This window comes from Methylacidiphilum infernorum V4 (genome assembly GCF_000019665.1).
Lineage (GTDB): Bacteria > Verrucomicrobiota > Verrucomicrobiia > Methylacidiphilales > Methylacidiphilaceae > Methylacidiphilum > Methylacidiphilum infernorum.
The window spans coordinates 89,935-108,279 of record NC_010794.1 but is presented as its reverse complement, the minus strand read 5'-3'; the positions used below and the strand labels follow the sequence as shown (position 1 = coordinate 108,279).

Annotated in this window: 13 protein-coding genes and 2 tRNA genes; 9 read left to right on the top strand and 6 right to left on the bottom strand. The window is 45.0% G+C overall.

Annotated features, from left to right (window positions below; genetic code table 11):
* Nucleotides 1–2: 2 nt before the first annotated feature.
* A complete protein-coding gene (locus MINF_RS00505) occupies nucleotides 3–797 on the bottom strand; it encodes a thymidylate synthase (RefSeq protein WP_048809988.1) in 795 nt (264 codons plus the stop codon).
* Nucleotides 798–835: 38 nt separating this feature from the next.
* Here MINF_RS00505 and mutS point away from each other — a divergent pair, with 38 nt between their 5' ends.
* From mutS to MINF_RS00470, 7 genes are all read left to right on the top strand, one after another.
* On the top strand, nucleotides 836–3,340 hold the full coding sequence (gene mutS / locus MINF_RS00500; protein WP_012462451.1) for a DNA mismatch repair protein MutS: 2,505 nt from the start codon (nucleotides 836–838) through the stop codon (nucleotides 3,338–3,340).
* A gap of 125 nt (nucleotides 3,341–3,465) precedes the next feature.
* The gene (locus MINF_RS00495) at nucleotides 3,466–3,834 is read left to right on the top strand and encodes a DUF423 domain-containing protein (RefSeq protein WP_012462449.1); all 369 of its coding nucleotides are present in this window, start codon (nucleotides 3,466–3,468) and stop codon (nucleotides 3,832–3,834) included.
* A gap of 33 nt (nucleotides 3,835–3,867) precedes the next feature.
* On the top strand, nucleotides 3,868–6,477 hold the full coding sequence (gene clpB / locus MINF_RS00490) for an ATP-dependent chaperone ClpB (protein WP_012462448.1): 2,610 nt from the start codon (nucleotides 3,868–3,870) through the stop codon (nucleotides 6,475–6,477).
* Nucleotides 6,474–6,848: a hypothetical protein gene (locus MINF_RS00485; protein WP_012462447.1), complete on the top strand. Its 375-nt coding sequence runs from the start codon at nucleotides 6,474–6,476 to the stop codon at nucleotides 6,846–6,848. The genes clpB and MINF_RS00485 overlap by 4 nt, the downstream gene beginning before the upstream one ends.
* 17 nt (nucleotides 6,849–6,865) lie before the next feature.
* Nucleotides 6,866–7,882 carry a Ppx/GppA phosphatase family protein gene (locus MINF_RS00480; RefSeq protein WP_012462446.1) on the top strand — a complete coding sequence of 339 codons (1,017 nt, stop codon included), beginning with the start codon at nucleotides 6,866–6,868 and terminating at the stop codon, nucleotides 7,880–7,882.
* A gap of 88 nt (nucleotides 7,883–7,970) precedes the next feature.
* On the top strand, nucleotides 7,971–9,362 hold the full coding sequence (locus MINF_RS00475; RefSeq protein ID WP_048809987.1) for a glutamate decarboxylase: 1,392 nt from the start codon (nucleotides 7,971–7,973) through the stop codon (nucleotides 9,360–9,362).
* Nucleotides 9,363–9,406: 44 nt separating this feature from the next.
* On the top strand, nucleotides 9,407–11,068 hold the full coding sequence (locus MINF_RS00470; protein ID WP_012462443.1) for a nitroreductase family protein: 1,662 nt from the start codon (nucleotides 9,407–9,409) through the stop codon (nucleotides 11,066–11,068).
* 15 nt (nucleotides 11,069–11,083) lie between these two features.
* On the opposite strand, the gene MINF_RS00465 is transcribed toward MINF_RS00470, so the two are convergent.
* The 4 genes from MINF_RS00465 to MINF_RS00445 form a co-directional block, all read right to left on the bottom strand.
* Nucleotides 11,084–11,917 carry a L,D-transpeptidase family protein gene (locus MINF_RS00465; RefSeq protein ID WP_238523499.1) on the bottom strand — a complete coding sequence of 278 codons (834 nt, stop codon included), beginning with the start codon at nucleotides 11,915–11,917 and terminating at the stop codon, nucleotides 11,084–11,086.
* Between the two features lie 148 nt (nucleotides 11,918–12,065).
* Nucleotides 12,066–12,136 (bottom strand) — tRNA-Gly (locus MINF_RS00460).
* A 377-nt stretch (nucleotides 12,137–12,513) separates the two neighbouring features.
* Nucleotides 12,514–12,587, bottom strand: a tRNA-Arg gene (locus tag MINF_RS00450).
* A gap of 6 nt (nucleotides 12,588–12,593) precedes the next feature.
* On the bottom strand, nucleotides 12,594–13,250 hold the full coding sequence (locus MINF_RS00445) for a lytic transglycosylase domain-containing protein (RefSeq protein ID WP_012462441.1): 657 nt from the start codon (nucleotides 13,248–13,250) through the stop codon (nucleotides 12,594–12,596).
* A 115-nt stretch (nucleotides 13,251–13,365) separates the two neighbouring features.
* Between MINF_RS00445 and MINF_RS00440 the strand changes: the two genes are divergently transcribed.
* Entirely contained in the window at nucleotides 13,366–14,259 is an 894-nt protein-coding gene (locus tag MINF_RS00440) for a YihY/virulence factor BrkB family protein (protein WP_012462440.1), read from the top strand.
* Nucleotides 14,260–14,565: 306 nt separating this feature from the next.
* Nucleotides 14,566–14,979, top strand: a complete 414-nt coding sequence (locus MINF_RS00435) for a hypothetical protein (RefSeq protein ID WP_012462438.1) — start codon at nucleotides 14,566–14,568, stop codon at nucleotides 14,977–14,979.
* A 132-nt stretch (nucleotides 14,980–15,111) separates the two neighbouring features.
* Here MINF_RS00435 and MINF_RS00430 read toward each other — a convergent pair whose 3' ends face one another.
* On the bottom strand, nucleotides 15,112–18,342 hold the full coding sequence (locus MINF_RS00430) for an efflux RND transporter permease subunit (RefSeq protein WP_012462437.1): 3,231 nt from the start codon (nucleotides 18,340–18,342) through the stop codon (nucleotides 15,112–15,114).
* Nucleotides 18,343–18,345: the final 3 nt, after the last annotated feature.

Sequence of the window (18,345 nt, the reverse complement as noted above, 5' to 3'; positions counted from 1 at the left end):
TTTCAAACGGCAACAGCCGCTTTTATCGGTGGATGGGGATCATAGCCTTTAAGTTCGATGTCCTCAAAAGAAATGTCATCGATGGATTTCACCTTTGGATTGATAAACAAGGAAGGCAAGGCTTTAGGTGTTCTTTCCAATTGAAGCCGGGCTTGAGAGAGGTGGCTTGCATAAAGATGAATATCCCCAAAACTGTGTATAAATTCCTTGGGGATTAAACCGGTAACTTGGGCTACAAGATGGGTAAGAAGGGAATAAGAGGCGATGTTAAAAGGAACCCCAAGAAAAATGTCTGCACTTCTCTGGTAGAGTTTGCATGAAAGATAAGGGTAATGGACGTAGAACTGGAAAAGAACATGGCAGGGAGGAAGAGCCATTTCTTCAAGCTCGGCAGGATTCCAGGCACTGACTATGAGCCTGCGGCTGTCGGGATCTTTTTTGATCTGATCAATGACCCAAGCTATCTGATCGACGGTTCTTCCATTCGCCCCACGCCAGCTTCTCCATTGTGCGCCATAGATTCTCCCTAAATTCCCGTTTTCATCCGCCCATTCATCCCAAATGGTCACTCCATTTTGGTGCAGATAGGCTACGTTGGTATCCCCCTTGAGGAACCAAAGCAGTTCATAGACGATGGCTTTCCAGTACAGTTTTTTTGTTGTAAGGAGGGGAAAACCTAGAGTAAGATCAAATTTCAACTGTTCTCCAAAAAGAGAATAGGTTCCGATTCCCGTCCGATCTTTCTTGGGAATGCCAAAGTTCAGGACTTTTTCTAGAAGTTGAAGATAAAGCTGCATAGTCCCATTATTATTAGCAAAAACAAAAGCCAAAGAAAATGAAGGAAACCGAAAATCTTACTCCGATGATGAAACAGTACTGGGAGGCAAAACGGAATCTTCCTCCCGATGTCCTTCTTCTCTTTCGCCTTGGGGACTTTTTTGAACTGTTTTTAGAGGATGCCAAGGAAGGAGCCAAGATACTTAATTTGGTTTTGACCCAGAGACAGGGAGTACCGATGTGCGGTGTGCCCGTAGAAAATATCGAAGGCTATATCGGTAAACTGGTCAAAGCCGGGAAAAGAGTAGCCATTTGCGATCAAATGGAACAACCCAAGCCCGGCCAGCTTGTCAAGCGACAGATTGTTAGAATCGTCTCCCCGGGAAGCAACGGCTATGGCTCCTTTCTTCATCCTAAAGAGCACCAATTTTGCATGGGTCTTTTCCCTTGGAGAAACAAGCTAGGCATTTCTTTTATAGATATTACCACCGGATTATTCCTAGCCGGACAACTCGATACCGACAAGGAATTTTTCGAAATGGTTGTCCGCTACAAGCCCGTTGAAATCATTGTCCCCGAAGGAGTAGATTTTCCTTTCATTCGGAGAGATGCACAGGGCAAAGAAGCCTTGGAAGGACCCGTCCAGGATTGTTTTATCCATCGCTATTTTAGCTGGGCATTTTCTTACGAAGAAGCCCAAAGCTTTCTGGTAAACCATTTTAAAGTATCCTCTTTGGAAGGCTATGGCCTTGGAGAAATGCCTGCTGCCGTTTGCTCTGCCGGAGCCCTTCTTCGCTATTTTGGGGAGGAACTCCACCAAAGCCTTTCCCACATCGTTAAGATTCTCCAGATAGTTCCCCAACATATCCTCTGGATCGATGCGATTGCTCAAAAAACTCTTGAAATTAACCATACCCAGTCTAAATCGGGCAAAAGTCTTTTTGAAGCCATCGATCGAACCGTCACCCCCGGGGGAGGAAGGCTATTGCGGCGATGGCTTTCTGAACCCTCCAACCAACTGGGCGTGATTGAAGAAAGACAGCAGGCTATCTCTTTTTGGCTAAACAATCCCAACAAGAGGAAGGAACTTCGAGAAATACTCGAAAAGATAGGAGATTTGGAAAGGCTTCTTTCCAAAGTTTCTCAAGGCTATGTAAACCCTAGAGAACTGAGCAGCATCAAGGAATCTTTAAGGCAACTTCCTGTAGTGAAGGGTCTTCTCAGCTCCCTTGACGAGGGATTGATCTGCAGGCTTTGCGAGGATATCGCTTTAGAAAACGAACTCGTCGAGGAACTGGAAAAGGCTTTGGAAGAAAATCCTCCTTTTTCGACTAAAGAAGGAGGGATAATTAAAAAAGGGTATTGCCCGGCTTTAGACGAACTCAAGGAAATGTCGGAACAGGGGAAAAAATGGCTCATCGATTTCGAGCAAAAGGAAAGGGAAAAAACGGGCATAAAGACTCTGAAAATTAAATATAACCAGGTTTTCGGCTACTTAATCGAAGTCAGCCATTCCCAGTCGAAATGGGTCCCCCAACACTACGAAAGGCGCCAAACCCTCGCTAATGTCGAACGGTTTATTACCCCAGAGCTTAAAGAAATTGAACTTAAGATCCTCGGATCAAAAAATCGAGCCATTGAACTTGAACAGAACCTATTCGAAGTTTTAAAAGAAAAGATCGCTTCGAGGATTCCCTCCATCCAAAAGACAATGGAGGCGATTAACAAGCTGGATGTCCTGACTTCCCTTGCTGATTTAGCCCAAGAAAGAAATTATTGCAAGCCGACGATGGTCGATGAACCGGTTATCGAAATCGAGGAGGGGAGGCACCCCATCGTTGAGCAATGTATGGCTTCAGGAGATTTTGTTCCTAATTCTACTTATCTCGGTCCCGATCAACGGATTTTGTTGATTACCGGTCCCAACATGGCTGGCAAAAGTACTTACATAAGACAGGTCGCCCTTTTAAGTCTTTTGGCCCATACGGGGTCCTTTATTCCCGCAAAGAAAGCCAAAATCGGCTTGCTTGACAGAATATTTACCCGGATTGGATCCAATGATGATCTCGCCATGGGGCAAAGCACATTCCTTGTAGAGATGAATGAAACGGCCAACATTCTTCACAATGCAACCTCAAGGAGTTTAGTCATCCTTGACGAGGTGGGACGAGGAACGAGCACCTTCGATGGTTTATCCCTCGCATGGGCCATAGTTGAAGAGCTTTACAAGACAAACCGCTCTCTTAGCCTTTTTGCCACCCATTACCATGAGCTTGCCAAGCTGGCCGATATTTATCCCGAAATCAAGAACTATTCAATGGCTGTTGTGGAAAGCGGGGGGAATGTGGTTTTCCTTCGAAAAGTGGTCAAGGGAAGTACAGATAAAAGCTACGGCATTCAGGTAGCCAAACTGGCGGGAATCCCAGATCGAGTCATAGAAAAAGCAAAAAAAATCCTCTCCATGATGGAATCAGGACAAAAAAAGAAAAGCCCATCCAAAAAAATTAAAGATAGCCTTGATGGCCCTTCTCTTTTCCCTTACCTTTTCGACCAAGAGCAGTAAAGGGTGTTTCAAAAACTGGCCGCGACTTGATCGATCAAAAGGTGGCGCATTTAAAAATCCAAAATTTATCTTTTCTTCTCCTCTTTCACTCCGTTACAATTAGGCCAGCATAAGCCAAAGTAAAAATGAACAGGTTAAAAATTGCCTTAGCTGCTCTTCTCGGTTGCTTGGCCGTAATCTGTGGGGCGTACGGGGCCCACGGATTAAAACTTCCTCCCCAAGATTCTCACTACCTGGAAATGTGGAAAACAGCCGTGCAATATCACTTGGTTCATGTCCTTGGCCTTCTTTTTGTGGGTTCCCACAAACAGGGATTTTGGCTCCCCTACCTTTTGTTTCTTTTAGGCATTGTTTTTTTCAGCGGTTCTCTTTATATTTTAGTCTTAACCAAGTCGTTCTTCTGGGCAAAGTTTACCCCTTTTGGAGGAATGGCTTTTATTCTTGGATGGCTAGGGTTGAGCATTGAATCCCTTTTTAGAAAAATCTCAAATTGATAAAGAATGTTTTTTTAGCGAGAACAAAGAGGAATGAACCGATTTACCGAAAAAGCACAGGAAGCGATTGCCGAATCCCAGGCAATTGCTACGCACTATGGGCATCAAGTCGTTGATGTCGAACACCTCCTTGAAGCCCTAATAGCCCAAGAAGGAGGGCTGATTCCGCGCCTCTTGGAAAGATGTGGTATTCCCCTTAAAATCTTTCGTGAAGAGCTCGAAGGGGAACTCGAAAAATTCCCTAGGATCACGGGAACAACTGCAACCACGGGCAACTACATCAGTCAACGCTTCAGCGAACTCTTGGTCAAGGCCAGGGAAGAAGCAAAAAGACTCAAAGATGAATATGTGAGCGTCGAACACCTGCTTTTGGCCATGCTCGAAGAATCCTCGAAAACCGTGGTGGGAAGGCTTTTCCGATCCCACGGGCTGACAAGGGAAGCTCTACTGCGGGTTCTCACCGAGGTTCGCGGATCACAACGAGTGACTTCTCCAAACCCCGAAGTGACCTATGAAGCCCTGGAAAAGTACGGCAGGGATTTAACCAAGCTAGCGGAACTTGGAAAACTCGACCCCGTTATCGGCAGAGATAGTGAAATCCGGAGAACCATTCAGGTACTCTGCAGACGGACAAAGAACAATCCCGTATTAATAGGGGAGCCGGGTGTAGGCAAGACCGCCATAGTCGAAGGGATTGCTCAAAGGATTGTCAAAGGGGATGTCCCTGAAAGCTTAAAAAGCCGGCGCATCGTAGCCCTGGATATGGGAGCATTGATAGCGGGAGCAAAATACCGCGGGGAGTTTGAAGAAAGGCTTAAGGCTGTTCTTAAAGAAATTAGTTCATCCCAAGGACAGATCATTCTTTTTATCGATGAAATCCATACCGTGGTGGGAGCGGGTAAAGCGGAGGGGGCGATTGATGCAGGCAACATGCTCAAGCCGATGTTAGCCCGCGGAGAGCTCCATTGTATCGGGGCCACGACTTTGGATGAGTACCGCAAATACATTGAAAAAGATGCAGCCCTGGAAAGAAGGTTTCAGCCAGTGCTGGTGGAAGAACCTAGCGTTGAAGACACCATTTCCATTCTCCGGGGACTCAAAAACCGCTATGAAGTTCATCATGGGGTGAGGATTAGGGACAGCGCTCTTGTTGCTGCAGCCGTTTTATCCCACCGTTACATTTCCGACCGGTTTTTGCCCGATAAGGCCATTGACTTGGTCGATGAAGCGGCGGCAAAGCTCAAGACAGAAATAGAAAGCATGCCCGAAGAGCTCGAATCCTTGGAAAGAAAAGTTCTCCAGTTGGAAATCGAAAGGGAAGCTTTGAAAAAAGAAAAAGATGAAGCTTCTCAATTAAGATTGAAAGAATTAGAAAAGGAACTTGCGGAGACAAGGGCTGAAAGGGACCGGCTAAAAGCCCATTGGGAAGGAGAAAAAGGAGCAATTATTAAGTTGCAGCAACTGCGTGAAGAACTCCAAAAAGCGGAACAGGAAATGGAAAAAGCTCAAAGGGAATATGACTTAAATAAAGTGGCCGAACTGCGCTATGGGAAAATTCCTGTTCTGAATAAACAGATCCAAGAACTCGAATCAAAAATCTCGGAAAAGGGAGAATCCAAAGAGCGCATGATCCAGGAAGAGGTCACCCCCGACCTCATAGCTGAAATTGTTTCCCGATGGACGGGTATCCCGGTATCTCGCCTTCTTGAAGGTGAAAAAGAAAAGCTTCTTAAGCTCGACCAGATCCTTCATAAGAGAGTGGTGGGGCAGGATGAGGCGGTTCAAGCGGTGACGGACGCCATTCTGCGGGCACGTTCAGGACTAAAAGATCCTAAAAGACCCATTGGCTCGTTTATCTTTTTAGGACCGACAGGGGTGGGAAAAACCGAACTGGCTCGCTCTCTTGCCGAGGCCCTCTTTGACAGCGAAGAAAACATGATTCGACTCGACATGAGCGAATACATGGAGAAGCATACGGTTGCCCGCCTGATCGGTGCTCCTCCGGGTTACGTCGGCTTTGAAGAAGGTGGCCAGCTGACCGAAGCGGTACGCCGGAAACCCTACTCTGTGCTCTTACTCGACGAGATAGAAAAAGCTCATCCTGAAGTTTTCAATCTCTTTTTGCAAATCCTCGAAGATGGTAGGCTTACCGACGGACATGGCCGAACAGTTGATTTTAGAAATACCATCATCATCATGACTTCCAACATTGGAAGTGTTTATTTGACAGAAGCAGCACTGGCCGGAGGCGTCATACCCGATCATGTCCGGGCGAAAATCATGGACGAGTTGCGGGCTGTTTTCCGTCCTGAATTTCTCAATAGAATCGATGAAGTGGTGATCTTTAAGCCCCTGAGTCTAAAGGAAATAAAGCAGATCGTCGATCTGCAGGTCGTCCTTCTCAAGAATAGGCTCAAGGAAAAATATATTGAAATCGAACTTAGCGATGCGGCAAAAGAACATCTTGCCCAAGAGGGTTACAGTCCTGTTTATGGGGCAAGACCTCTTCGGAGAGTTATTCAGAAAGAATTAGAAACTCCTCTTTCAAGAAAAATTATCCAGGGAGAGATCGCCGAGCATGATCATGTTTGCATTGACTTTAGAGAAGGAAAACTCCAATTTGAAGTAAGAAAAGAGCAATGAAAGAGTCTTCTCCCACCCTTTTTTCCTCTGCCTTGGAGGAAAAAATCCGGGCAAAACTCTCTGAACTCTCTGTCCAGCTCGACCAGCTTGCCGCCGCCTACCTTTTAAGGTTACATAGAGAAATAGACAATCTTTCCCTACAGGTTTCTCTTCTCAATAATCATGCCCTTGATAGCCAAAAGAAAGTGAAGGCGCTCAGCCAAATTCTTAAAACTCTTGAAGAAGTACAGATTCAACCGGAAAAAGGAAGAAGGAAGGATCTCAAAAAAATAGATTCTTTGATCGGCTTCCTTTCTGAAATGCTTGAAAAAAGCGGCAAGGAATTAAAGGTGTCTTCTTTTTTAATTTCCCTAGAAAGACAAATCAAATAAAAAGAAAATAAGCTTGCATGATCTTTCCGCGGAAAAATCCTTTTGTTGAAAATAAAGACAGGCCGGAGAGTTATTATTCCTTGGTTGAAGATACAGAAGGTTTTGCCGTCTTTGATATTGGAAGCAACACGATCAAGTTCCTTGCAGCACGGCAGAAACGGGATAACACGATTGAGTTTCTCCTGCATCAAAGTTTTACCACAAGGCTTGCCGAAGGCCTTTTTTTCACCGGGGAACTCAGCCCCGAAGCCATCTATAGAACGCTGGACATATTAAGCCTGCTTCGACGCCAGGCTGATGAATTAGGCCTTAGGAGCCGTATTGCGGCAGCCACCAGTGCTGTAAGAGACAGCAAAAACCGCAAGTATTTCTTGAAGAAGGCCGAAGAAATCCTCGGCCATAAAATCCTTCTCTTAAGCGGGGATGACGAAGCCAAGATAATTTACCGGGGAGTATGCTCTGATCCATTATTGCAGGGGCAGGCAAGTCCACTGACCGTCGTGGATGTCGGGGGGGGAAGTTCGGAATGGATCCAAGGAAAAGAAAAAACACCCGAATATTTTCTTAGTCTTCCTCTGGGAGCAATAAGGATAAGGGATCGGTTTGTCAGGGGCTATCCCGTCGGCACTAAAACCGTTGCAAGGATGCTTCTTTGCTTGGAAAAACAACTCCAAGATCCGTTAAGGGAGATAAAAGGGGGCTGTCAAAAAGTTATGGGTACAGGAGGAACGATCTCGACCATGGCCAATATTTTCCAGCAATCTTCTAAAGAAGATTTTTTGAAAACCCACCTTTTCTCCATGGATACCGATTCTATTCAAAAAAAAATTGAGGAGCTCGCCCACTACGATCTTGAGCAGTTAAGCACGGTTCCCGGTTTGCCCCTTAACCGCGTTGAAATCATCATTCCCGGAATGGCTGTTGTCTTTGCAACGCTGTCTGTTCTTGGATCAGCTACCCTTGTTTCAAGCATTCGAGGCCTGCGCTACGGTCTTCTTGACTTGCTGGTAACTGAAAAACTCCAAGTTGGATGATTCGGGCTCCCGTTGTTCTTTTGTTAAAAAAAATTTATTTAAAACTTTATGCCGTTTTATCCGTTGAAAATAAAAGAGCCAACAGACTATGCATAAATTTTTTGATAATCATCTCCAAGAGGATAAAATTGAAGAACTTCTCTATCCTGCCTATGCCAAGCGGGCTATGGTAGAGGCCGTTCCAAAATATCGGCTTCCTCAAAAAGGCATGCCTCCTGAAGTTGCCGCTCAGCTCATAAGAGATGAATTAATGCTCGAAGGCAATCCTCGGCTGAACCTGGCCACCTTTGTAACGACCTGGATGGAAAAAGAAGCCAGGGAGTTGATAGCTGAAACCTATGATAAGAACTTAATTGATAAAGACGAATATCCTAAAACGGCCGAAATTGAGAAACGCTGCGTACGCATGATCGCCCGGCTTTTCCATGGATCGGACAATGAAAAACCTGTTGGAACTTCCACAGTAGGTTCTTCTGAAGCGATTATGCTCGCCGGGCTGGCCATGAAATGGAATTGGAAGAAAAGACAAAAAAATTCAGGAAGGTCTTTCGATAAGCCTAACTTAGTGATGGGAACCAATGTTCAGGTCGTATGGGAAAAATTTTGCCGGTATTTTGAAGTTGAACCGAGGTTTATTCCTGTCGTTGCAGGAAGCTATGTTACTAATCCAGAAAAAGTAGCTTCATATTTAGATGACAATACGATCGGGGTTGTAGCCATCTTGGGAACGACTTATTCCGGCGAGTTTGAGCCTATAGAGCAGATCCATGAGGCGATAAAAGATTTTTGTCTCACCCGGGGAATGAAAATCCCCCTTCATATCGATGCCGCAAGCGGGGGCTTCGTGGCTCCTTTTATTCACCCCGAGCTCAAGTGGGATTTCCAGCTCCCTCTTGTTGAATCGATTAATGTTTCGGGTCACAAATACGGCTTGGTGTACCCGGGTGTAGGATGGGCTATTTGGAGAACTGAATCGTCTTTGCCTGAAGAGCTTATCTTCAAAGTCAATTATCTAGGAGGAGAACTGCCCACCTTTAGCTTAAACTTTTCCCGCCCGGGGAGCCAGGTTATCGCCCAGTATTATAACTTTCTGAGGCTTGGGGAAGAAGGTTACATCCAAATCCTCAAGTCTATGCAATCGATCAGCCTTCATCTGGCAGAGAAAATAGAATCCTTGAGGATCTTTGAAATGATCAGCCGAGGAAAGGATATTCCGGTAATCTGCTTTGAGCTTAAAGCAGAAGAGCCATTTAGCGTGTTTGATCTTTCCCATAGGCTTAGAGAAAAAGGATGGCAGGTCCCCGCCTATTTTATGCCTCCAGAGGCTCAAAATACCGCGGTGATGAGAATAGTTATTCGTGAAGGATTTTCTAGAGACATGGCCGATGTTCTTTTCCATGATATTAAAACCGCCGTTGAAGAGCTTCGGACTCACACCCTCAGCCGCCAACCTAGAAAATCCCTCCGTTTTATTCATTAATTTTGGGTTTTTCATTAAAACTTTCTTTTGTCAATCGTTAATCCATGGAGAAAAACATAAAAATCGAGGATGAAACGGTTTTTGACTACCATGAAAGGACAAAACATCGGCTCGAAGCTTATGCTCCCTCTCCCCTATTTTTGGATTGGGAGAATGAGCCTTTCCCCTTTAGGATTTATGAAGGAGCTCCCAAGCTCCACCTAGCCATCATCAAAGAACTCTCCTCTTTATTTTATGATCAGCTCGGCTTTGCGGACATTGAGGCTAGGCCCGTGGACAAGGAAGCCCTTAGTCTTTTTCTTCTTGACAGCCTTTCCATTTCAGCATGGAAATCGGCTCCTGGTCTTTCTCCATGGAGTTTGAGAATCAATCCTTCAAGCGGCAACCTCCATCCTACGGAAGTTTATCTTCTCATCGATTGGCTGGAAGACGAAGGTAATATCACAGCCTTATATCATTATTGCCCTTTGTACCACTGCTTGGAAAAAAGGGCGATCCTGGGCAGCCATCTCTTGGCGGATTGCGGTTTGCCCGAGCAGGGGTTTTTCGTAGGGATTAGTTCTATATTCTGGCGGGAGGCCTGGAAATACGGAGAAAGAGCCTATCGGTATTGTCAACTGGATATCGGGCATGTCCTGGGATCAATCCGTTATTCCGCATCCCTGTTAGGATGGGAAAGCTATTTAGTTCAAGGAATTGGAACGGACTTGCTCGGTTCCATCCTTGGCCTTGCTTCCCAAGAAGGTCCCGAAAAGGAACATCCCGAAGCTCTCTTGTTGATTGTTCCCGACCAGAAGAAAAGAGGAGAGACGACCCTGGGGAAAGAACAATTAGAAAAGCTTATTCCTCGAACTCTTCTTGGACATCCCAACACGCTTAGCAAGGAACATTTTCCTTGGCCGGAAATTGAAAGAGTAGCCAATAGCTGCCGAATTCCTTCTTTTTTACCTCTCAAAATCCGATGGGGTAAAACATCCCCGGCCCCTATCCCCATATTGGATCGCCGCCTGCCCGCTAGGGAAATTATCCGTAAAAGAAGAAGTGCGCAGGCGATGAATAAATGGGAGCGATGCCCCATAGACCGATTCCAATTCCTTTTGCAAAAATTACATGACTCTCTGAAAGGGCGATTATTTCCTTTTGACTTTTTCCAAGAGAATTTTATCGTGGCCCTCCTGTTCTTTGTCAACCACGTCGAAGGGCTATCCCAAGGGATATACTTATTAAGTTTCCTGTCAAAGCTTGAAGATTTCAAGGAAAGGCTGGATCAAGCTTTCCTCTGGGAAAAGATTTTTGACTCTCTGCCCTTTTTTTGTCTCCGCCCCCTCAATACGGATATTTTGGCAAAGAGGGTTCATTGCCATCAATCCATTGCGGCTGATAGTTTTTTTTCTCTTGGAATGATCGTAAAATTTGAGGAGCCCATTCAAAATTTTGGCCAATCCATCTATCCTGAACTTTTTTGGCAATGCGGCTTGCTAGGACAATTTCTTTATCTCGAAGCAGAAGCAAACGGATGGAGAGCCACGGGGATCGGTTGCTTCTTTGACGATGAAATCCACAAGATCCTGGGGATTAAAGATAAAAGATGGCAATCTTTATACCATTTTACCCTGGGGAAAGAGGTCGTGGATAAAAGGATTCAAAAAATCGATCCTTACGGTTTTCTCGAAAAACTCCGGTCCCAATCCGATTTTTTTCAGTAATCTTCGCTAGGTCGATTAATTTCTAACGAGTACCGGTGTTCCTAAAGAGACAAGAGGATAAAGATCTTGAGCAAAACTTTTAGGAAGTCTCACGCAGCCATGGGAGGCGGCATAACCCGGCAGGTAACCTCCATGAAGGCCGACCCCATCATCGGTAAGCCTAAGGAAAAAAGGCATATCCGCCGGCTCATAATGCAAGCCTGCCGGTGGAGTCATTCCCACCGTGGCGTTAGCGTAAATGATCTTTCCCTTGGAATCGACAAAACAGCCATACTTGTTTGAGCGATGAAGGATTTCCTTGTTGATGACCGCAAATCGACCAAGCGGGGTAGGATGGTCCTTTGTTCCTGAACATATAGGGGCAATAGCGGCCAGTCTTCCTCCTTGATACACGTAGAGCTTTTGTTCGCTAAGGACGATTTCAAGCTTGGTGACTTTCTGGGAAGGATCAATATTCCACCAAATAGCGGGCAAAATGCGGCTGACCGTATAAACTCGTTCGGTACCAGGCTTTTTTTCTAGGGGAGAAGTTGATGCATTGGTCCCCGGTTGTTTTTTCTGCTGCTCTTTTTGTATCTTTTCTTCTTCTTTTCTTTTCCTTTCTTCTTCTTCTTTTCTCTTTTTTTCTTCTTTTTCTAACTGCTTTAGTCTCTTCTTCTCTTCTTTTTCTTTCTGTTTTAAAATCTTTTTAAGTTGTTCTGGGGATAACCCTGTATCCAGTTCGGGAGAATTTTCTAAAGGAGAAGAAGAATTCAAATCACCTTGATTGTCTTGCTGGCCGTTGCCGGGATTGATTGCCGAAGTTCCTTCGTATCCTCCCTCTTCTGCAAAACCTCTCGAAATGCTCATCGAAAAAGGCAAAATAGAAAGGATCAATAGAGATAAATATTTTTTTATAGAGTGAGAATTCATGGAATTACACCGAGAGCCTATTCACAACTTAGAATTACCTTATTAAGCTATAAAAGGAAAGAAAGCAAAGCATATCTAAAAAATGAGCGGGTGAAGGGAATCGAACCCTCGTGTGCAGCTTGGAAGGCTGCCGTTCTACCATTGAACTACACCCGCTTTTTGAACTACATTGTTTAAAAGATAAAGGAGGATAAAAACTTCGATTATATTTTTATATGTTCAAAGCAAAGCCCAAATCAACTCTTTTTTTTGGGTGATCCTTGTTAGCTTATTTCCGTTCCGTCAGACTTACTCACTGCTGCTCAAACAGGGGCAAAGCTGACAGACTTACTCGTCGAGGCGGACGGGGCCGGCATATTCGCCTCAGGCCAGAGCCTTCCTCTCCCGCAGGCCTGCCTTCCGGTGGAACTTGCCGTAGGGCCGTCCGGGACGGCCAATACGGGGTAAAATGTACAAGAAAGATTGAAAAAGAAATAATCAATCAACTGTTCAAACCCCGACAAAGGGGAAAATCTTTTCGGTTCTTTTTTTTATGGGCCCTACAGGATTTGAACCTGTGGCCTGCTGATCCGTAGTCAGCCGCTCTAATCCGCTGAGCTAAGGGCCCTCTTTTTTAGAAAAGCTTCTGTTTCTGAAGGGGAGGAGTTTTTTGGTTTGGCCCACTTCCCCTGGAGTCTTCGCCCCCCATTAACGTAAGAACCTCGTTCCAGGAAAGCCAAAAAAACCCACCTTTATATTCCTTATACCGCTCGAGAATTTTTAAGATATATATTTTGGTCGAGGGGAAATCAATCCTCTTTAAAAAAGCCTCCGCACTGGTTGGGTTCTGGGGATCTACCCAATGGAGAGCATTACGCCTGCCCGCGTTATACTCGGCAAGAGCAAATACCATGGGATTATCCGTGTTTTTCCATCTTCTAAAAGCTTGACCTAAATACCAACTCCCTATTTGGATATTTAATTTCGGATCCAGCAGATCATCCATGGGGATAGGAGAGGTTTTCTCTTTCTGGACCCAATCTTGCACAGCCGGCTCTCGGATTTGCATTAATCCCCTTTCCCCCGATCTTCCAATTTTATTTGGACGAAAACGGCTTTCCTTCCAGATAATCGCCTTAATGAGTAGGGGATCTACCCCGTATTCATGAGCATACTCGGCAATAAACGCATCGTAGCGCATTTCAATTTTTGAAGCGATGTCTTGCCACAAAAAAAGGATCATGACGAGCGAGGCAATAAGAATAAGGATGAGATTGATGGTTTTGGTCATTTTTATCTATTAAGCCCTCTGGAAAGAGAACTCCCTTTCAAAAAAAATCCTAATTTTATTTTATCTAAAGAAAGACTCAGGTAAAGAAGGACAATTATTCATAAGGGTCATCGTTATGAGATTTCTGTTCAATCTTTTCAAAGGAGCAATTTGGAGATGGACTAAGCATAACGACTCAAAAATGGGTGCGGCCCTTTCCTGTTACATTCTTTTTTCCATAATTCCCCTGATATTGGTTCTTGTATCCGTAGCGAGTTTTTTTGTAGACCCGGTTAAAGTTAATCAAGAAATCATCTTCATTTTTTTGCAGATCCTGGGAGAGGAATCGATCAATATTTTAAAGAACTATCAAATTCATGCTTCTATTGGATTCTGGAGAAATCCTCAAACGAGCCTGACCGTTATTTTTTCCTTGGTATTCGGCGCTTCTGGAGCTTTTATAGAATTGCAAAAATCTCTCAACGAAATATGGGAAATAGGTCCGGGTAAAGAAGCGGGTCTTTGGCATGTTGTCCGAAAACAATTCTTGTCCTTTTTTATCGTTTTTTTATCAGGATTACTCCTTCTGCTTTTTCTATTGCTTTCGACTACATTTTTGGAAACGGCCACCTTTATAAGGGAATTTTCACCGGGGTTGAAAAAATACATCCCTGAGGGAATTCAATTCGCCAGCCTGCTCGCTGAATTCCTTATATTTTCCTTGCTGTATAAAATTTTACCGGATGCCAAAGTTTATTTCAAGGATGTCTGGTTCGGAGCAGCCTTTTCTACTTTACTGATTTTTTTAGGGAAATCTCTCCTTTGGATAGCCTTAAGAAAAAGTGCCGTAGCTTCAATTTACGGGGCCGGGGGTTCGGTGATCATGCTCCTGCTGTGGATCTTCTACTGCTCGCAAATTTTCTTCTTTGGAGCCGAACTCAGCCGAGAATACGCCCTGTTAAAAGCCAGATGCGGAAAGAAAAAAAAGGAAGACAAAAAAACATTATCCTTTCTGTCTCGTATCCAGTAGGTAAAGGAAAGGAAGGCTCTAACTTAGAAAAGCTGTGGAAGCCATCCTAAAACGGCATTGAATAGATCGTTATGGCCCATAAGGAGGTATCAATGGTTTTTTGGCCTCCACAGCCAACCTTTTAAAGCATTTTTCATACCATTTTCTTTCTATTCCTCGCCTAGTCCAAGAAAATTGTTTAATACCTTTTTTCAACTTTTTATTTTTAAGCAAATGGTTTAACATTACAATAAAGTCATTCTCCATGAAATTCTTAGAGAATGAGACCCTAATCAAAACAATTCAGAAAAAAGAGGGAGGAAACCTATGAAAAAAATAGCCTATATGCTATCGGCGCTTGCCTTTTTAGGATTTGGCACAGGGGCTATTCCCCTTTATGCCCAAGGCCATCACCACCATGAAGAAGGAACGAGCATGAAGTTCCACCACATGCATGAAATGATCAATCATGCCGTTGAGATGGCCGCTCAAGGCTCTAACCTAATCATGTTGGGAGAGATGGGAATGTCTCCGGGTACAGATGAGCTATCGATTGAACATGGTAGGCATCACATTAGGGAAGCTCAAAGCTTAATCAACCGGGTTTTGACAAGTAAAACAATGAAGGAGCTTCATAGCAAGGGGTTAGGAGAAAGTTCGGAAATGAGTTACACCCACAAACTTGCAGACAAAGCCAAGGAATACATCAATCTTGTTGCCGAGATGCATTCGGTCAAATAACCCTAGTGGGAAGCGGGCTTTTGACTTAGGGCCCGCTTCGAACTTTCTGAGACTTTTGACCGTTCTCAATGGCCGGGCATAATGGATATTCAGAAGAAAAAACCTATCCCGGGTTTGGCACGGTTTAATCGTTTATTCATCTACGGCTTTCAAGAGGCGACGTCCGGAAGGCTTTTGAGCCGAAAGGACGGACTTTCTTTCAAGGTAAATATAGATTACCGGATAGATGATCAGCTCCAACAGGGCCGAGGTTATAACGCCTCCGACCATGGGAGCGGCTATTCTTTTCATGACGTCCGCTCCCGTTTCTTGGCTCCATAATATGGGCAAAAGACCAAAAAGGATGGCGCAGACGGTCATCACCTTTGGCCTTATCCTTCCGGCCGCTCCTTCTTTCACCGCCTTGAAAAGATCGTCCATCGTGTTCATCTTTCCCTGTTGCTTTGCTTCCCTAAGAGCATGATCAAGATAAAGGAGCATGACGACACCGGTTTCAGCATCGATACCCGCCAGAGCGATCAGACCAACCGCAACGGCCACACTCAAGTTATAGCCCAAAATGTAAAGAAACCAAAAGGCTCCCACCAGGGAAAAAGGGAACGCCAGCAGTACAATGAGCGTCCGTTTCAAAGAGCCGGTATTAATAAAAATTAAAATAAAGATGATAAACAAAGTTAAAGGAATCAGAACGGAAAATTTGGCCTTCGCCCGCAAGAAATATTCATAAGAGCCGGCCCATTCAATATAATAGCCGGGAGGGAAAAAGACTTGCATCGCTAACTTTTGCCCCGCTTTCTTGATGTAGCCGACAAGGTCTTTTTCTGCCGTATCCACGAACACGAAATTGACCAATTGAGCATTTTCACTTCGGACAAGCGGAGGTCCTTGGTTAAAACGAATATCGGCTATGTCTCCCAGGGGAACTTGCGAAGAAGCAATCGCTACCGGGGGCATACCCTCTGCCGCCATCTGCTTGGGTAAAGGGGGTTGTGGAGGCAGGGGGACGAGAACCTGAGAAAGGCTACTCAGGTCTTTCCTAAAATCCCTATTATACCTCACGCTGACGGGGTAACGCTCTCTTCCTTCGACCGTCGTCGTAACCGTGTTCCCCCCAATGGCTCCTTCGATAATTTGATTGACGTCTTCGACAGTCAAACCATAGCGAGCCAGCTTCTCTCTCCTTGGAACGATATCGATATAATTGCCTCCTTCAATTCTTTCGGCATAAGCGCTCCGGGTTTCAGGCATCTCCAGGAGGACTCTTTCTATCTGTTCTCCCAGTTTGTTCAACTGTTCAAAATCCTTCCCAAAGATCTTGATTCCCAACACGGATCGAAAACCCGTTGTAAGCATCTGGATCCTCGTTTGGATAGGCATCCAAAACACGTTAGCCACTCCCGGAAAATGCAGCTTTTTATTCATTTCTGCGATCAGCTTATCCCAATCCATTCCCTTTCTCCACTTCTCTTTAGGTTTCAAGCTGATCACCGTTTCGGTCATAGACAGGGGAGCCGGATCGGTTGCCGTATCCGCCTGTCCCGATTTTCCAAAAACCATTTCTACTTCCGGAAAAGTCATTAGATAGCGATCCTGGAGATTGAGAAACCGGGATGCTTCAGAAATACTTATTCCAGGCACGGCCGTGGGCATATAAAGGATCGTTCCTTCATTGAGGGGAGGCATGAACTCCGCTCCCAACTTGGACAAAGGATAATAGGTGGATCCGAGTATAACCAAAGCCAAGGCAATCACCACCAGCCGGTGTTTGAGAGCTAGTTCGAGCAGGGGCGTATAGAGAAAGAAAAGAAGACGGTTCACCGGGTTTTTTTGTTCGGGGATGATTTTCCCTCTTACAAAACCGATCATAAGAGGGGGTACGAGAGTAACCGAAAGCAGGGTAGCAAAAAACATGGAAAAGGTCTTGGTAAAGGCAAGAGGCTTAAAGAGCCTTCCTTCCTGGGCTTCCAAGGCGAAAATGGGGAGAAAAGAAACGGTGATGACAAGAAGAGAAAAAAACAGGGGCCGGCCCACGTTTCTTGAAGCTTCAAGCAAAATCTCCTTCCGGGTAGGGCCACTAGGCTCAGAACCTGTAAGAACTTTATATTCCTCAAGCGATCGGTGGGCATTTTCAACCATAACAATAGCGGCGTCAACCATCGCCCCTATCGCTATGGCTATACCCCCAAGCGACATGATATTGGCCGTTAAATGAAAACTGGAGAAGGGAATAAACGCTAAGACCACGGCGGTCGGCAGCATGATGATAGGCACAAAAGAGCTGCGGATATGCCAGAGAAAAATAACACAGACAACACTGACAATAAGACATTCTTCAACAAGCTTTTTTTTAAGGGTATCAATCGATCTATTGATCAGCTCAGAGCGGTCGTAAACCGGGATCAGTTTAACTCCTTTGGGAAAAGAGGGTTCGAGGCTTTGTATTTTCTTTTTTATTCCATTGATTACCTGCAAAGCATTTTCTCCATACCTCATCACGACAACACCCCCTACCACTTCCCCAAGGCCATTGAAATCGGTTACTCCAAAGCGAAGGTCTCCTCCTATAGTCAAATTCCCCAGTTGACTGACAAGGACCGGAATTCCCCTCCTGTCTCTCTTTACAACGACACTGCCGATGTCCTGGAGGTTTCTAAAATAGCCTTTTCCCCTTATGTAAAATTCAACCGTTGATACCTCGATGCTTTTGCCCCCAACATCTTGGTTGCTCTTTTGTATCGCCTGGACAACCTCATCAAAGCGGACCCCATAGGCTAAAAGCTTGTTAGGATCGATATTCACCTGGTATTGTCTCACATAACCCCCAAAACTGGCTATCTCTGAAACCCCATGCACCGAAGCAAGGCCGTAGCGTAAAGTCCAATCCTGAAAAGAGCGCAATTCAGACAGGGTATGCCTCCCGGAAGTATCGACCAACACGTATTCATAAACCCATCCTACTCCCGTTGCATCCGGTCCCAAGGTAGGCACAACGTTGGGTGGGAGATTGGCCCGCACCGTGTTCAAATATTCCAGGACTCGGCTTCTCGCCCAATAAAGATCGGTGCCATCTTCAAAGATCACGTAGACAAAAGATTTGCCAAACATCGACTCCCCCCTCACATACTTGACTTTTGGGGCGGAAATAAAACGGGTCGAAATGGGAAAAGTGATCTGATCCTCGACAAGCGTAGGGCTTCTCCCCGGCCATTCCGTATAGACGATGACTTGAACGTCGGAAAGATCGGGAATCGCATCCAGGGGAACGTGCAAAATCGAATAGATGCCAAGAATAATCCCAAAAAAAACCAAAATAAACACAAGGAAGGGATTTTTTCCGCTCCAAAGAATAATTCGGTTGATCATGGC

What these genes read in the sequence shown, in the direction of transcription:
- clpB (WP_012462448.1), top strand. Translation starts at nt 3,868, where the DNA reads ATGAACCGATTTACCGAAAAAGCACAGGAAGCGATTGCCGAATCCCAG.
- MINF_RS00475 (WP_048809987.1), top strand. Translation starts at nt 7,971, where the DNA reads ATGCATAAATTTTTTGATAATCATCTCCAAGAGGATAAAATTGAAGAA.
- MINF_RS00485 (WP_012462447.1), top strand. Translation starts at nt 6,474, where the DNA reads ATGAAAGAGTCTTCTCCCACCCTTTTTTCCTCTGCCTTGGAGGAAAAA.
- MINF_RS00440 (WP_012462440.1), top strand. Translation starts at nt 13,366, where the DNA reads ATGAGATTTCTGTTCAATCTTTTCAAAGGAGCAATTTGGAGATGGACT.
- MINF_RS00495 (WP_012462449.1), top strand. Translation starts at nt 3,466, where the DNA reads ATGAACAGGTTAAAAATTGCCTTAGCTGCTCTTCTCGGTTGCTTGGCC.
- MINF_RS00445 (WP_012462441.1), bottom strand. Translation starts at nt 13,250, where the DNA reads ATGACCAAAACCATCAATCTCATCCTTATTCTTATTGCCTCGCTCGTC.
- mutS (WP_012462451.1), top strand. Translation starts at nt 836, where the DNA reads ATGAAGGAAACCGAAAATCTTACTCCGATGATGAAACAGTACTGGGAG.
- MINF_RS00465 (WP_238523499.1), bottom strand. Translation starts at nt 11,917, where the DNA reads ATGAGCATTTCGAGAGGTTTTGCAGAAGAGGGAGGATACGAAGGAACT.
- MINF_RS00430 (WP_012462437.1), bottom strand. Translation starts at nt 18,342, where the DNA reads ATGATCAACCGAATTATTCTTTGGAGCGGAAAAAATCCCTTCCTTGTG.
- MINF_RS00480 (WP_012462446.1), top strand. Translation starts at nt 6,866, where the DNA reads ATGATCTTTCCGCGGAAAAATCCTTTTGTTGAAAATAAAGACAGGCCG.
- MINF_RS00435 (WP_012462438.1), top strand. Translation starts at nt 14,566, where the DNA reads ATGAAAAAAATAGCCTATATGCTATCGGCGCTTGCCTTTTTAGGATTT.
- MINF_RS00470 (WP_012462443.1), top strand. Translation starts at nt 9,407, where the DNA reads ATGGAGAAAAACATAAAAATCGAGGATGAAACGGTTTTTGACTACCAT.
- MINF_RS00505 (WP_048809988.1), bottom strand. Translation starts at nt 797, where the DNA reads ATGCAGCTTTATCTTCAACTTCTAGAAAAAGTCCTGAACTTTGGCATT.